The 14,798-nt window shown below is 64.4% G+C and carries 13 protein-coding genes and 4 pseudogenes; 5 read left to right on the top strand and 12 right to left on the bottom strand.

Features of this window, described 5'->3' with window-relative positions; all coding sequences use genetic code 11:
* Positions 1-42: 42 nt before the first annotated feature.
* The 4 genes and pseudogenes from BIO17B3_RS17400 to BIO17B3_RS17415 all read right to left on the bottom strand — a co-directional run bounded on the left by BIO17B3_RS17400 (position 43) and on the right by BIO17B3_RS17415 (position 2,861).
* Positions 43-216 carry a hypothetical protein gene (locus BIO17B3_RS17400; RefSeq protein ID WP_013106984.1) on the bottom strand — a complete coding sequence of 58 codons (174 nt, stop codon included), beginning with the start codon at positions 214-216 and terminating at the stop codon, positions 43-45.
* Between the two features lie 162 nt (positions 217-378).
* Positions 379-618, bottom strand: a pseudogene (locus BIO17B3_RS17405) (winged helix-turn-helix domain-containing protein); the annotation flags it as partial.
* Positions 619-666: 48 nt separating this feature from the next.
* The gene (locus BIO17B3_RS17410; protein WP_041609031.1) at positions 667-2,139 is read right to left on the bottom strand and encodes an ATP-binding protein; all 1,473 of its coding nucleotides are present in this window, start codon (positions 2,137-2,139) and stop codon (positions 667-669) included.
* Complete coding sequence (locus BIO17B3_RS17415) at positions 2,139-2,861, bottom strand: response regulator (RefSeq protein ID WP_094161292.1); 723 nt, start codon at positions 2,859-2,861, stop codon at positions 2,139-2,141. Before BIO17B3_RS17415 ends, BIO17B3_RS17410 begins: the two co-directional genes overlap by 1 nt.
* A gap of 221 nt (positions 2,862-3,082) precedes the next feature.
* Here BIO17B3_RS17415 and BIO17B3_RS17420 point away from each other — a divergent pair, with 221 nt between their 5' ends.
* Positions 3,083-3,655 carry a Spy/CpxP family protein refolding chaperone gene (locus tag BIO17B3_RS17420; protein ID WP_013106981.1) on the top strand — a complete coding sequence of 191 codons (573 nt, stop codon included), beginning with the start codon at positions 3,083-3,085 and terminating at the stop codon, positions 3,653-3,655.
* Between the two features lie 174 nt (positions 3,656-3,829).
* Here the strand turns inward: BIO17B3_RS17420 and BIO17B3_RS17425 are convergent, their stop codons facing one another.
* From BIO17B3_RS17425 to BIO17B3_RS17440, 4 genes are all read right to left on the bottom strand, one after another.
* On the bottom strand, positions 3,830-5,329 hold the full coding sequence (locus BIO17B3_RS17425; RefSeq protein WP_076611973.1) for an IS1182-like element ISThsp22 family transposase: 1,500 nt from the start codon (positions 5,327-5,329) through the stop codon (positions 3,830-3,832).
* Between the two features lie 270 nt (positions 5,330-5,599).
* Positions 5,600-5,827: a hypothetical protein gene (locus BIO17B3_RS17430; protein WP_141202419.1), complete on the bottom strand. Its 228-nt coding sequence runs from the start codon at positions 5,825-5,827 to the stop codon at positions 5,600-5,602.
* 46 nt (positions 5,828-5,873) lie between these two features.
* Positions 5,874-6,107, bottom strand: a complete 234-nt coding sequence (locus BIO17B3_RS17435) for a zf-TFIIB domain-containing protein (RefSeq protein WP_232054332.1) — start codon at positions 6,105-6,107, stop codon at positions 5,874-5,876.
* Positions 6,108-6,206: 99 nt separating this feature from the next.
* Positions 6,207-8,549: a heavy metal translocating P-type ATPase gene (locus BIO17B3_RS17440; protein WP_156054961.1), complete on the bottom strand. Its 2,343-nt coding sequence runs from the start codon at positions 8,547-8,549 to the stop codon at positions 6,207-6,209.
* Positions 8,550-8,636: 87 nt separating this feature from the next.
* Between BIO17B3_RS17440 and BIO17B3_RS17445 the strand changes: the two genes are divergently transcribed.
* Both BIO17B3_RS17445 and BIO17B3_RS17450 read left to right on the top strand, forming a co-directional pair.
* Positions 8,637-9,065: a Cd(II)/Pb(II)-responsive transcriptional regulator gene (locus BIO17B3_RS17445; protein ID WP_156054962.1), complete on the top strand. Its 429-nt coding sequence runs from the start codon at positions 8,637-8,639 to the stop codon at positions 9,063-9,065.
* A gap of 58 nt (positions 9,066-9,123) precedes the next feature.
* Positions 9,124-9,887 (top strand): annotated as a pseudogene (locus BIO17B3_RS17450) (IS5 family transposase).
* A 10-nt stretch (positions 9,888-9,897) separates the two neighbouring features.
* Here the strand turns inward: BIO17B3_RS17450 and BIO17B3_RS19295 are convergent.
* From BIO17B3_RS19295 to BIO17B3_RS17465, 4 genes and pseudogenes are all read right to left on the bottom strand, one after another.
* Positions 9,898-9,990: pseudogene (locus BIO17B3_RS19295) on the bottom strand (aryl-sulfate sulfotransferase); the annotation flags it as partial.
* Between the two features lie 32 nt (positions 9,991-10,022).
* Positions 10,023-10,598, bottom strand: coding sequence for a DJ-1/PfpI family protein (locus BIO17B3_RS17455; RefSeq protein WP_013106973.1), 576 nt, complete (start codon positions 10,596-10,598; stop codon positions 10,023-10,025).
* A 479-nt stretch (positions 10,599-11,077) separates the two neighbouring features.
* The gene (locus BIO17B3_RS17460) at positions 11,078-12,013 is read right to left on the bottom strand and encodes an oxidoreductase (protein ID WP_094161301.1); all 936 of its coding nucleotides are present in this window, start codon (positions 12,011-12,013) and stop codon (positions 11,078-11,080) included.
* A 2-nt stretch (positions 12,014-12,015) separates the two neighbouring features.
* Positions 12,016-12,837, bottom strand: coding sequence for an enoyl-CoA hydratase/isomerase family protein (locus BIO17B3_RS17465; protein ID WP_172978990.1), 822 nt, complete (start codon positions 12,835-12,837; stop codon positions 12,016-12,018).
* Positions 12,838-13,045: 208 nt separating this feature from the next.
* Between BIO17B3_RS17465 and BIO17B3_RS17470 the strand changes: the two genes are divergently transcribed.
* Both BIO17B3_RS17470 and BIO17B3_RS17480 read left to right on the top strand, forming a co-directional pair.
* Positions 13,046-13,492, top strand: coding sequence for a helix-turn-helix domain-containing protein (locus BIO17B3_RS17470; RefSeq protein ID WP_013106970.1), 447 nt, complete (start codon positions 13,046-13,048; stop codon positions 13,490-13,492).
* A gap of 548 nt (positions 13,493-14,040) precedes the next feature.
* Positions 14,041-14,727, top strand: a pseudogene (locus BIO17B3_RS17480) (IS5 family transposase); the annotation flags it as partial.
* Positions 14,728-14,798: the final 71 nt, after the last annotated feature.

Raw genomic sequence — 14,798 nt, forward strand, 5'->3', positions numbered from 1 at the left:
GCATGCGATCTGCGCGATGCAAGTCGCGCTCAGGGGGCCGGTTCAGGTCTGCGGCGGCCACGCAGGCCCTGGGCGGTTCTGCGCACGGGACAGGCGTGCGCGGCGTTCTTCGCGTCGCAGCTCGCGTTCTTCGAGCCAGTCGAGGGTGACGGCGACCAGCAGGCCAAGAGGGACCGCGGCGAAGACGATGAGCACCGGGATGCGTCGGGATGGCATGGCGAAATATCCCTGAAGGGCCGTGCAGGATAGGCGATCGGCTTGGGATTTGCGGCCGGCCGTTCGTGTGGTCGCCAATGTCATGTGCTGCGGATGAATTCAGATCGGCCGGGTGATGCGGCGTGGCAAGGCGCGGCGATGAATCAAGCTCGTATCCGTGGGTTGCTCGTAGGCTTTCTTGATGGGCTTCTGGGGGGGTAAATCCCCACCGTGCCAAGTACTTGCCCACCGTGCGCACGGGCGCTTGATGCCATGCTGCCGCTCGATGAGCAGGTCCACGGCAGCACGGCTCCCTGGGCAGAAATCCATCCTCAACTGCTCGGGGCGCTTGTCGATCATGGTGCGACGTGTCTGCTCTTCTTGCTCGGGCTTCAGTACACGCCCGGCACCCGGCTCACGTCCCAGCGGGGACGGCCGAATGGCTGACAGTTCAATCTTCATAGGACCGAATCAATAAGCATTCAGATAGCCGGGTTTGCGCGGCAGGTGCAACGTGGCCTCCAGGCCGCCATCCGGGTGGTTGCGCAAGGTCACATCGCCACCGGCCGCGCGCGCGATGTTGCGGGCGATGCCGAGCCCCAGGCCGGTGCCGCCGGTCTCGCGGCTGCGCGATGCTTCGAGCCGGTAGAACGGCTCGAACACCTTGCCGAGTTCGTCTGGCGCGATGCCAGGGCCCTGGTCCCGGATGCGAAGGGTGAGGGCCGCGGGGCCGTCTTCGACGATGATGCGCGCCTGCCTGCCGTAGAGGATGGCGTTGTCGATCAGGTTGGAGATGCAGCGTTTGAGCCGCTCCGGGTCGCCGACATAGGGGGCCCGTGCGCGACCTTCGATGAGAACCTCGCGGTGCATGTCCTGGTTGTCCGCCTGCAGGCTTTCGAGCAGCGCCGTGATGTCGATCGGCCGCGCCACTTGGGGTGGCTCAAGCCCGCGCATGAAATCCAGCGTGTGCGTCACCATCAGCTCCATCTCGCGCAAATCCTTGTCGAAGCGCTGGCGCAAGTCGGCGTCTTCCAGCAGTTCGGTGCGCAGGCGCATGCGGGTGATGGGCGTTTTCAGATCGTGCGACATGGCGGCGAAAATGCGGGTGCGGTCCTGAATGAAACGCACCAGGCTGGACTGCATGATGTTGAACGCATGCGCGGCACGCCTCACCTCGGTCGGCCCGGTCTCGGGCAGCGGCGGGCGGTTGATGTCCTTGCCCAGGGCATCGGCGGCGGAGGCCAGGACCGCCAGCGGCCGGGTCATCCAGCGCACCGCCGCGTACGACAGGACGAGCACCGTCAGCAGCAGCACCAACAGGGTCAGCAGCAGTCGCCACGGCGTGCTGGCCGGGCCTTGTGGCAACTGGGTGTCGAAAGCGACCCAACTGCCGTCGCGCAGTTGCACCTGGGTCAGGAACATCAAGCCCGATGCCATGAAGGGCCTCATGGCCTGCATATCCGGCATGCCCGGCATGCCCGGCATGGCTGCCGACATCGCCGCTGCCATGCCCGCATGTTCGCCCATCATGCCCTGGCGGCCGGACTCGAGCCCGGATGGCCTGGCGCCCGGCGCGGCCTGCCGGACGGAAACCCGCAGCGGCCGCGCATCGCCTAACGCGACATGCAGCGCAGCCGAGAACATGGCGGCATGCGGGTTGTCCAGCGCCGCGGCACTCGGCGCCTGCGGCGCTGCCTCCAGTCTTACCACCTGCGGCGGCACGCTGAGGATGGTGACGATGCGCTGCTGCTCGGCAGGGCCGAGGGAATCGAGCAGCTTGACGATGTCGGCGATGCGCTGCGCCGACTGCATGCCGCTGCTGCGCAACAGCAGGCGATCGCGCTCGGCGAAATTGATCGAGGCGCTCAGGATCTGGGCGAGCACCAGGCCGCTGAACAGGATCAACATCATCCGCCCGAACAGCGACGCCGGCAGCAGGCGCATCAAGCCGTTCCCTCGACCGGGGCCGACAAGACATAGCCGGCGCCGCGCACGGTCTTGATCAGGGCGGGGTCGCGCGGGTCGTCGCCCAGGCGCTGGCGCAAGCGGCTGACCTGCACGTCGATGCTGCGATCGAGCGGATCGGCCTCACGGCCCTGCGTCAGATCGACCAACTGGTCGCGGTTGAGCACCCGGTTCGGGTGACTCAGAAAAACCCGCAGCAGCCGGTACTCGGCGCCGCTCAGCGCGACCACCACGCCGGCGGGCGAAACCAGGTGGCGATGCGCGGTGTCGAGGGTCCAGCCGGCGAAGCGCACCTGGCGCGCCTCTTCCGGCTGAAGATTGCGCGGCAGGCTGCGGGCACGACGCAGGATGACCTTGATGCGCGCCAGCAACTCGCGCGCGCTGAAGGGCTTGGGCAGATAGTCGTCGGCACCCATTTCCAGGCCGACGATGCGATCGGTTTCCTCGCCGCGCGCCGTCAGCATCAGGATGGGAATGTCGGACTTGGCGCGCAAGTTTCGGCACAGGGTCAGGCCGTCGTCGCCTGGCAGCATCAGGTCGAGCACGATCAGGTCGACGCCGGAGGCCAGCAGCGCGCGCTCCATGGCCTTCCCATCGCCAACAGCCGTCACGCGCAAGCCGTTCTTCTGCAGATAAGCGCTCAGCAGGTGGCGAATCTCGGCGTCGTCGTCGACGATCAGGATGTGGTCGGAGGTTTCCATGCGCCGATTTTGGCCGGCTGGCCGGGTGCCCAGGAAAAAACAATGTAACGCAGCATGTCAACGCCAGGATTGCGGGCAGTGCGATACAAAAAAGTGTTTTGTTGACATGGCGCGCTTACATGCCGAGGCTGAAATGGGAACCGTTGCGAAGGACTTCCTTCCATCTGGCCCGGCGGGATCGTCCCACGGACCATTCGCTCAATTCAGACAGGAGCAGCACCATGAAACGCAGTCAGAAAGTCATTGTCGGCATCACCGCCGTCTTGTCCGCCGCCGCCATCGGTACGGCCTTTGCGCAATCCGGCGGCATGGGCGCATATCGCATGTCGGGCGTCGCCGCCGGCATGGAGCCGGGGTCCATGATGGGTGGAGGCATGATGGGCGGGGGCATGATGAGCGAGGGCATCATGGGTCAGCGCGGCATGGCCGAAGGCATGATGCATTGGGGTGATACCGCGGCGATGGTGGACAGCCATCTGGCCGACACCAAGGCCGCGCTGAACATCACCGCCGCGCAGGAACCCGCCTGGCAAGCCTTCGCCACCCAGGCCAAGCAGCAAGCCGAGGCCATGCAAACCATGCGCGGCAAGCTGCGGGAGGCGAACGCAACCGCCCCCGATCGCATGCAGGCGCGCACGCAGTTGTTGCAGCAACGCCTGACCGGCATGGAGGCCATGACCAAGGCCTTGAAGCATCTCTACGCCGTGCTGAGTCCCGAGCAAAGGAGCATCGCCAACCAGCGCCTGGGCATGATGGGCGGACAGCAGATGGGATTTGCCGGCCATGCCGAGTGAGTGCCTGTGAACGTTTCAACTTCCGCGATGATCTCAACGCATCGAGACGCCCATGCGCTGCGGACGGGCGCGACGAGTCGATTCGAGCCGCCGTTTGTTTGTTGGGACGAGCTTGGCGTTGATGCAGGGCCTGGTGGAGCGCAAACGCAGCCCGCGCCGACCCTTGCCGGCCTCTCAGGGCGCGAACGCGAAGTTCAGCGCCATCATCCGCTTCAAATTGTGGGCCAGCGCATGCCACAGCAACACGGCGCGCGCCTTGATCATTCCGCGCACGTTCAAGCGCTGCAAGCCGCGGTTGCGCAAACGGGCGTTGGCGCACTCGATGCTGGCAGCACGTTCCTTGTAGATTCGCTTGGCCGCCTCGGTGCCCATGCGCTGGCGCCACTGGCCCAGCGCCTGGCTGTCGCCGGGCAGCGCAGCATAGCGATCACGTTGCGGGGCCTTGGGCGCCACCACAGGCGCGAACGCTTGGGTGGCGCGCGCATCGAGTTCCTCGATGTGCGCGTGCTGGGCAAAGCCCCCATCGGTCAACCACTGCGCGGGCACTTGACCATAGCGGTCCTGGTGCTGCGCGTGCATGGGCAGCATCTGGTTCATGTCGCTGCCCGAGTTGATGAGGTCCACGCCGGTGATGATCAGGGTGGCGGTGTCCACCGCGAGTTGCGCATTGAACGCCGGGCGAAAGCCCCCATCGGCCATCTTCATCACACGCGCCTCGTGGTCGGTGGTGCTCACGCGCGGCTGCTTGGGTTTCTTGGCGCGCCTGGCCTCGTTGGGTTGTTCCTCGGCGCATTGCTCGCCCACGGGTTGCGTGGTCGGGGCCGCCTGGGGTTGCGCCGGCTCGTCTTGTGCCCTGTCGGCCTGCGTGCTGTTGGCTCGGGCCTTCTTGCCCTTGCCCGAGAGGCTCTTGTCGATCTCGGCCATCGCCTCGATGGCGCGCGCAATGCGTTGTTCGCGCTCGGTGGCCGCACGCTGGCGCGCCGCACGCACGCGGCGGGTGCCGGCCCCCGGATCGTCGCCCACCTCCTGCTTGAGTGCTTGCACCTGGGCCTGCGCGTCTTGCATGAGTTGCTCCAAGGTCTCGCGGCGCCGGAAGCTGGCCGCACCCGCCTGGGCGCGCACGCGCATGCCGTCGTGGGCCACCCGGTTCATGCTGACAAGCCCCTGCGACAGCAGACCCGCCACGCTGCGGGTGAGTTGGCCGTCCAACCACTGCGCATGTTCGACCCGGAAATCGCCCAGCGTGTGGTGGTTCACGCCCACCCCGCCGCACAGCCAGCGGTAGGCGTCATCCCTGTCGCACAGCCGACCCAGTTCGCGCGCCGAGCCCACACCGTCCAGCGTCGCGTACAGCCACAGACCCATCAGAATGGCCGGATCAATGGGCGCGCGTCCGACGCCGCCCTCAACGGCGCGGATCTGTCCGTGCAGGGCTTGAAGATCGAGCGACTGCACAAAGGCCCAGACGGCACGGGCCTGATGATCGGCCGGCAGCGTCGAGTCAAGATCGCAGGCCCGCCATTCGACTTGGTTGCGCATCGCGCTTTGCTCCCGCGGCGTCCCTTGGGGCTTACTGCGCTTCAGAGCAGCCGCACTGTCCGCAGGGACCGCCAAGCCCTCAAACAGGGCACCCGTGTGCCCGTTCGTTCCCGCTTCGTTCGTGATATTGCTCATGCCCAAAGACACGCAGCATTCGTGCCATCAAAATCAAATGTTCACAGACTCTGAGATCAACGGGCGGCTGAGCGCCTTGGCGCTCGGCTCACGCCGCAGTTCGATCCGTTACCAAGCGCAAGAGTCATGTCGACGGCAAGTCCAGCACAGTCCTATTGCGCACACCGGGGCGGTGAGTCGAACGCTTGGCTCGCCGCCTCCGAACCCGGCGTGGCCTGCAGCCCCGGATGCAAGGCGGCTGAATGTACCAACGCCGGACGAGCACCTCGATCACGAGCGGGACGAGAAAGCCAAGGAAAAATGCCGGCGCCTGCTCCAGGCTTTTTGCGCTGGCGTTTCCGTCAGCATTTTCAGCCCCAGCATGACAGCCACACCAAGGGAAAATCCGGCCATCGTGAGGAGCGGCAACGCCCGGCGCATCACTTCGAGCAAGAGTTTCGTCGCAAGCGCAGCAAAAAATGGTCGCCGGGACCGAGCATTTTGTTGGAAATTGCGCATGCCCTCCTCACCAGCACACTTGGGCGGTCAAGAGAGCTTTGCAGTCTCAGTCGAAAATTTCTTTCCAGAACGATTTGCGGCCCTGCATCGGGCCATAGCGCCCCTGATGTTTGCCACCGCCGTGGTGGCCGTCGTTTTGGCCATCACTTTCAGGCTGTGGCGATGAACGGCCCGCTTGCTGTGGTGCGTTGGCCGCCTCCTGTCGCTGGCTGCGCTCGATGATCTTGTCGAGTTCGCCGCGATCGAGCCAAACGCCGCGGCATTGCGGGCAGTCATCCATTTCAATGCCCTAGCGTTCAGTCGTCACCAAGGTGCTTTCCTTGCAGACGGGACATTTCATGACTGCATCTTCTTGTTGTGAAACCATGAACCCAGAACATCAAGCCGTTGCGCGGCGCAGCGACAGCAGCCGCATGCCGTTGAACACCACCAGCAGGCTGGCCCCCATGTCGGCGAACACCGCCATCCACAGGGTTGCCACGCCGCTCAGGGCCAAGGCGAAGAACACCGCCTTGATGCCCAGCGCGAGGGTGATGTTCTGCTTGAGGATCGCGGCGGTGCGCCGGCTCAAGCGGATGAAATCGGCGATCTTGCGCGGGTCGTCGTCCATGATGGCCACATCGGCGGTTTCCAGCGCGGTGGCGGTGCCGGCCGCTCCCATGGCGAAGCCGATGTTGGCGCGTGCCAGCGCCGGCGCATCGTTCACGCCGTCGCCGACCATGCCGACCGAGCCGTAGCGCGCATGCAGTTCGGCAACGGCGGCCTGCTTGTCCTGCGGCAGCAGATTGCCGCGCGCATCGGCGATGCCGAGCTCGACGGCAATCGCCCGTGCCGTGGCCGGGTTGTCGCCGGTCAGCATGACCGGCTCAACACCCAGCACCTTCAAGGCCGCAATGGCCTGCGCGCTTTGCGGCCTCAGGGTGTCGGCGACGCCAAACACGGCCACCGGGCCGACCGCGTCGCACAAAACGATGGCGGTCTTGCCGGCACGCTCCAGCACGGCAAGCTGCGCCTCCAGCGCGGCCGAACAGACCCCAATGTCTTCAGCCAGGCGGTGATTGCCCAGATGCCAAACCTGACCGGCGATGCTGCCTTTGACGCCGCGCCCTTGCAGCACGCCGAAATCATCGACAGGCATGACTGCGGCGCCCGGCTGCTGCGCGCGCCAACCGGCGACCAGCGCCTGGGCGACCGGATGGGTGCTGTGGTCATCGAGGCTGGCGGCGATCCGCAGGGCTTGCGCGATCGGCATATCGCCAAGCGGGATCGCATCGGTCAGCGCGGGCTTGCCGAGGGTCAGGGTGCCGGTCTTGTCGAGCGCCACGGCTTTGAGCAGCCGGCCGCCTTCGAGATGCACCCCGCCCTTGATGAGGATGCCCCTCCGGGCCGCCGCCGCGAGGCCGCTGACCACCGTGACCGGGGTCGACACCACCAAGGCGCAGGGGCAGGCGATGACCAGCATGACCAGGGCCTCGTACAGCCAGGAACTCCAGCCGCCGCCGCTCAGCAGCGGGCCGAGGATGGCCACGGCGATGGCGAAGACCACCACCGCGGGGGTGTAGTAGCGCGCGAATTGATCGACGAAACGCTGGGTCGGCGCGCGCTGTGACTGCGCGCTCTGGATGGCCAGGGCGATGCGGGCCAAGGTGCTGTCACCAGCCGAGGCCGTGACGGTGGCTTCCACCACGCCATCGGCCACGATGCTGCCGGCATACAGCAGGTCACCCGCTTGCTTGTCCACGGGCAGGCTTTCCCCGGTGATCGGCGCCTGGTTCAGCGCCGCGCGGCCGGAGTCGACGCGTGCGTCCAGCGGCACCCGCGCGCCGGTGCGCACCCGGATGCGGCTGCCGACCGCCACCCCGGCCACCGGCTTGGACTCCCAGGCCTCGCCAGCCTTGACCTCGGCAGTTTCCGGCGCGATGGCCGTGAGCGCCTTGATCGCGTTCCTGGCACGCTCCAGCGACAGCGCCTCGATCGCCTCGGCCACGGCAAACAGGAACACCACCATCGCCGCTTCCGGCCACTTGCCGAGCGCCACGGCCCCGGCCACGGCGATGGACATCAGGAAGTTGATATTGAGGGTCAGGTTTCTGAGCGCGATCCAGCCCTTCTTGAGGGTGGGCAGACCGGCGCTGAGGATGGACACGGCGGCAAGCGCCATCACCATCCACGAGGCTTCTTGCCCGCTCGACCAGGCGATGACCTCGGCCGCGACGGCGGCGGCGCCAGCCACGGCGAGCAGACCTTTTTGCCTTCGGCTCAGGGCGGGGGGAAGCACGGACACCGGCGCATTGGCTTCCAGCAAATTGGGTGCCATGCCCAGCTTGTCCAGCGCCACGGCAATCTCCTGGGGCTGATCCAAGCGGTGATACACCGTGAGCTCCCGATTCACGAGGTTGAAGTCGAGCTGCACAACCCCGGGCATGGCCTCCAGCTTGTTGCGGATCAGGCGCTCCTCGGTCGGGCAGTCCATCTTGTCGATGCGGTAGCGCACCCGGCTGGTCCCTTCGGGTGCCGGATTGGTGTTGCACACCCCCGTGAGGCAATCGGTCTGTGTCGCCGGGGCGCAGCAGGCATCGGCCGCCGCGTGGGCATGGGTATGCGCATCAGGGCCGTGGTCGTGACCATGATCGTGCGCATGATCGTGGTCACATGCGGGCTCATGGTCTTGCGCCTGGACAGGCAGGCGTAACGCTGTGCTGGTGGGGTCGTGCTGGCTCATGATGGCGGATCTCGGTGAACAGTGCGATCATTGAACAGCCCGTACCTGCTACAGGGTCAAGTGCCTTGCACGAGAGGGGAATGCAACATGCGAATCGGGGAATTGGCGCGGCGCGGCCACTGCGATGTGGAGACGGTGCGTTTTTACGAGCGCGAGGGCTTGCTGGACGCGCCCGCGCGCGAGGGCAACGGCTATCGCAACTACACCAGCGCCCACCTGGTGCAGCTCAACTTCATTCGCCACTGCCGCTCGCTGGGCATGGGATTGCCGGACGTGCGCGTGTTGCGCAGCTTTCAGGAGCATCCTGAATCGGCGTGCGACGACATCAACCATCTCATCGACCAGCAGATCGCGCGCATTCATCATCAGGTCGAATCGCTGCGCTTGCTGGAGCAGCAGTTGCACGCGCTGCGCGAAACCTGCCAGGCCAACCGGACGGCGAGCGACTGCGGCATCATGCAGAACCTGCAGCACGCTGCGGCTGGCGAGCCCTGCGAATGTCATGCGGAACCCTAGATAGTATCGTCACGAGATATGGCATGATGGCGTTGTTCGCAACGACCGCGCTATTGAGATGCCAGAGACTCTTCATCGACACGACCTATCAGACAGGCACTGGGAATTGCTCGAGCCCCATCTGCCGGGGCGAGCGGGGGTTTGGGGTGGGGTTGCGCAGGACAACCGCCAATTCATCAATGCCGTGTTCTGGATTCTTCGCACGGGCGCGCCGTGGCGAGACCTGCCGGCCTCGTATGGTGGGTGGAAAAACACCCATCGGCGTTTTTGTCGCTGGCGTGACCAGGGCATTTGGGAGTCGCTGCTCGAGCAGTTCATTGAGGAGCCTGATTTCGAATGGCTCATGATGGATGCCAGCCATTGCAAAGTCCATCCGCACGCCGCAGGAGCGCGGGGTGGCAATCAGGCCATGAGCCGTACAAAAGGGGGCTCAACACCAAGATACATCTGGCCGTGGATGCGCATGGTCTGCCGCTCAGAGCGGTTATTACAGAAGGTACCCGAGCGGATTGCGCAGAGGCTGAGCGGTTGATGGATGGATTCAGGATGCAGTGTCTACTTGCCGATAAAGGCTACGACAGCGATGCCATCGTGGCGAAAGCCCAAGAGCAAGGTGCGCAAGCCGTGATTCCGCCGCGCAAGAACCGCAAGCAACCCAGGGCATATGACAAGGCGCTCTACAAACTGCGCCATCTGGTCGAGAACGCCTTCCTGCATCTCAAGCGATGGAGGGGCATCGCCACGCGCTACGCGAAAAACGTCGCCTCATTCGTTGCCGCCGTGCAAATTCGATGCATCGTCCTCTGGCTGCGCATCTCGTGACGACACGACCTAGCCTGATGCTGGTGACCACCCCATGCAAGCGCACGGATCGCGTACGGCTTTCATAGCTGGTGGGGTCGGCACTGATGAAGATCTTGCACATGGCTGGGCTCCAGGAGGCCGTGGGTTGGAATGCTACAGGCTGATGCGCGTGCCGAGCACGGCCAGGAACTGGCCGATCCACGCCGGGTGCGCTGGCCAGGCAGGCGCCATGACCAGGTTGCCGTCCGTCACGGCCGCGTCGATGGCGATGCCCACGTACTCCGCACCGGCCAACTCGACCTCGATCTGGCAGGCGGGGTAGGCGCTGAGCTTGCGGCCCTTGATCAAGCCGGTGGCGGCCAGCAGTTGGGCGCCATGGCAGATGGAGGCGACGGGCTTGTTGTTGGTCAGAAAGTGCCGCGCGATCTCGACCACGCGCGTGTTCATGCGCAGGTACTCGGGCGCACGACCGCCGAGCACCACCAGTGCGTCGTACTTGGTGGGGTCGATGTCCCCAAAGCTGGCGTTGAGGGTGAAGCGGTGGCCAGGCTTCTCGCTGTAGGTCTGCTGGCCCTCGAAGTCGTGGATCGCCGTCATCACGTGATCGCCGCTTTTCTTGTCGGGCGCGATGGCGTGAACGGTGTGGCCTACAGCCTGCAGAGCCTGGAAAGGAACCATCACCTCGTAGTCTTCGCCGAAGTCGCCGCACAGCATCAGGATCTTGCTCATCGTGATTGTCTCCATTGGAGCATGTGGTTCCACCATTGTTCGCTGTACACGCCTGAGCTGGTAGTAGCTGCTTATCGAGCGAGTCGTGGTTTCCCCGGAACTGAAGCGGATGTGTATACCGTTCGGATTTGACCAGTGTGCCGACGCATCGTTGATCCATGCGCCTTGGGTACATGTCCTCACTCGACAGGAAACACCCGCAATTCTTCCCTGGTCACCGCAATTTCGGCCCCTTGGTCAACCTGACGTCGGCGCGAACAACTCAGATGAGACATCGCCGACAACTACGATCGTCAACTTGCTGAGCAAGCTGTTGCAGCTTGACTCAAGCAAAAACGCCTCCGGAAACCCGAGGCGGTTCACTGGCGCCAATGCGGACCGAGCGACACACGCCCCCGACCGCTCGCTGACGACTGCCCGCTCGGGGCAGACCAATCCAATCTACCGCAGGCGACGACACCAGTTCCCAAGTTGAAGGATCACTCGCTCAGATAGCGCACGCCGGTCAGCTTTTCGGACAGCGCCCATAGGCGGCGCGCGGAGTCTTCATCGCGCGAGGCTTGGTTGGAGCCCACCTTCTTGGGGTAGCCCCGATTCCCGCCCATGCGGTCCGGACCGTAGTAATCGCCGCCGCGCACATCCGGCATGCTGGCTGCGTAGAGCTGGGGCAACGCACCCATTTCGGCGGATTGCGCCAGCAGCGCGTTGCCCATCCGCATGAACATCCGACCCAAGGCGGACTTCTCCATCGTGGGCCCGGCGGTTTGCAGATTGGTGGCGGCGTAACCCGGATGCGCGGCAACGCTGATCGCCCGGGCTCCCGCCTTGCTCAGGCGCCGCTGCAGCTCGTAGGTGAACAGCAGGTTCGCCAGCTTGCTCTTGCCATAGGCGTCCCACTTCTTGTAGCGCTTGCGCTCCCAGTTCAGGTCACCGAAGTCCATGCTGCGCGTCCAGTTGTGCGCAAGGCTCGCTGTGCTGACCACGCGGGCGGCGGATGCCACCAGCAATACATCCAGCAGCAGGCCGGCAAGAGCGAAATGGCCAAGATGATTGGTGCCGATCTGCATCTCGAAGCCTTGCTTGGTCCGCACCAGCGGCAGCGCCATCACGCCGGCATTGTTGTGCAGGATATCCAGCTTCTGATGCCTGGCTTTGAAAGCCTTCGCAAATGCAGCGATGGAATCGAGATCGGCGAGGTCGAGCGCCATGAACTCGAGCTGCGCACCGGGCACTGCAACCTTGATCGCGTTCATTGCAGACTCGGCTTTCTCGCGTCCCCGGCAAGCCAGCACCACCTGCGCCCCGTTGCGCGCCAGTTCGAGCGCCGTGTGAAACCCCAAGCCGCTGTTGGCGCCGGTGACGACCGCCAGCTTGTTCTTCAGATCCGGCATGTCGGCCGTTGTCCAATGGCTCATTGTTATTCCCGTGGGTGTGTTTGCATTGATGGGCAGTCGACCCAGAAATTGCGCGCCAGCGGCCGCCGTTGATCCCACTTGCCCTTCTTGCTGGCGAAATCGACGACGCCGCTGCCCTGATCCGCATCCGGCACCTGCCAGGCGCCGTTGACCGCGCCGGAGAGCGCGCCCGACAACGCCTCGAAGCCCTGCGCGGTGTACAAATCGCACTCCACTCCCCGATTGATGATGAATTTCAGTTGTCTCACGGCCTGGTGATTCTTCACCCGGAATACCTCCAACAAATGGTTCACTTCCGCATCGAGTGCACCGATCGGCACGACCCGGTTCCACAGGGTGAGGTCCACGGCGCGGCGCGCACCGTGCAAGGCGCCGATCAGGTTGATCTCCTTGCTCATGCGCCGACCGATCAGGCGCGCCATGCGCGTGGTGCCGCCCCAGCCCGGGGTAATGCCCACATCCACTTCCGGCATGCCCCAGAGAGCCCGCTCAGTGGCAATGACGAAATCGCAGGCCATGGTGATCTCCAAGCCGCCGCCGACGGCCATGCCGTCGACCGCTGCGATGGTGATCTTGTCCAACTCCTCCAGCGTATTCGCCATGTGCTGGTAGTAGCGCACGCGGCGCATGACGTCGTTGGCATTGCCCCACTTGGGCATTTCGGTGATGTCGTCGCCGGCGCAGAAGTGCTCCCCCGCGCCTTTGATGATCAGATAGTTGATGTCGGTGGCGTCGCGCGCCTTTTCGAAGGCGCCGACCAGTTCGGCGGACAAGGACATGGACAGCGCATTGCGCCGCTGCGGACGGTTCAGCGTCAGCAGCATGGCGTCACCGCTTTGTTCAATGATCAGATCGTTGCTCATCCGCTTGCTCCTTGAGTTCGGGATGTGTTGCAGCGACGGGCTTGCACCTGGGCGCACAACCAGTCACAATCGAATGAATAGTTACACAGACGCTATCAAAATGCAAGTTAATAAAAAGAAATCAACCGGATCACGCCCCGAGGTCCCGGTCGCGCAGCGACGCCCGCGGGTGGATTCGATCGAGCGCGTGCTGTCGCAGGTTGGCGACGCCTGGACCTTCCTGATCCTGCGGGAAGCGTTTTTTGGCGTGCGCCGCTTCGATCAATTCCAGACCACCCTGGCGGCCGCGCCCAACATCCTGACCGACCGTCTCAAAAAGCTGGTCGCCAACGGCCTGCTACAGAGGCATCAATATCTGGAGCGTCCTCCGCGCTTCGAATACGGGCTGACGGAAAAGGGGGTCGACTTGTACCCAGCTATCGTGCTGCTCATGCGCTGGGGTGACCGCTGGCTGGACGAGGACAAGGGGCCGCCGTTGGTGTTGATGCACAGGCCCTGCGGCAAGGTGTCACAGCCGGTTTTGGTGTGTGATCAGTGCGCCGAGCCGATCAACGCGCGCGACATGGACTGGAAGCCGGGGCCAGGGGCTGAGCCTTCAGTCTCTGCGATGGCGTAGGTTGGTCTGATCATCGTGTCCGTGTCCGAGTTCGACTCTACCGAGCAAGAGGCGTTGTAACTTGCACCAGGTCATCGATGACATCGGCGAGTGCGCCCTGATTGTTGCCGGAAGGCCGCTGGAGCGCATCACCCAGCTCACCGAGGCGCTACCCGAGCATCCCCCTGTACAAGATCATCGACTGGTTTGCACAGCCGCGGGAGATGGTCGTCCACCCGACCTACATCGTGTTCTACCGCGTGACGGCCACCAGCATCGACATGCTCGCCGTCACCCACGCACGCCGCCAGTCCCCGGCTTGAGTGCTCGAAAGTGACAACATGACGATATAGCGTGACGCACACCGTGCGCAAGGCCGATGAGAACGGCCACCCCATTGAGATCATCCGCACCATCTCGGCACGTCGCGCCGACCGCACCGAAAGGCAACACGATGAAGCGCAAAACCGTGAGCCACACGCTGAAGACTCTGCCGATCTTGACCGGCGCAGCATGCCAGGCTCAAGGCGCTGGCAGCCAAGTCCAACAGCGAGATCGACGCCAGCGACAAGCTGGTGCAGGCCATCGAGACGGTGTACCCCAAGAGCGGTCGTCGCGGTCGCCCGCCCATTGGCGCCGAACGCATGCTGAGGCTGTATTGCATCCAACTGTGGTTTGGCTTGAGCGACGAGGGCGTGGAAGACGCCCTGTACGACAGTGCGGCATTCCGGCGCTTCGTCGGCATCGATCTGCGCACCGAGCGCGCCCCTGACTCGACGACCTTGCTGAAGTTTCGCCGCCTGCTGGAAACCCACGACCTCACGCGCGCACTGCTCGACGGGGTGAACGCCGGCATGCAAGAGCGCAGACTGCTGCTCAAGCGTGGCACGCTGATCGACGCTACCATCATCGCGGCGCCCAGTTCCACCAAGAACGCGCAGGGCACGCGCGACCCCGAGATGCGCTCGACCAAGAAGGGCAACAACTGGCACTTCGGCTTGAAGCTGCACATCGGCGTCGATGCCGAGTCGGGGCTGGCGCATACGGGGGTGACCACCGCTGCCCACGCAGCCGATGTGTCGCATGTGACTGAACTGCTGCATGGCGAGGAAGCGGACGTCTTTGCCGATGCGGGTTACACCGGCGTGGACAAGCGCGACGAGGTCACGGCCGCGCAGCAAGACGGCCGGATCGCACCGAACGTGAACTGGCATGTGGCCACCAAGCGCAGCCTGATCAAGAAACGTCCCGACGGCCTGGGCAACCCAAGTTCGACGTTCTGAGCAGATTTCAGCGATGGTCGGCGGTTGATAGATGTGTTGAATCA

Source organism: Thiomonas sp. OC7 (assembly GCF_900634595.1).
GTDB lineage: Bacteria > Pseudomonadota > Gammaproteobacteria > Burkholderiales > Burkholderiaceae_C > Thiomonas > Thiomonas arsenitoxydans.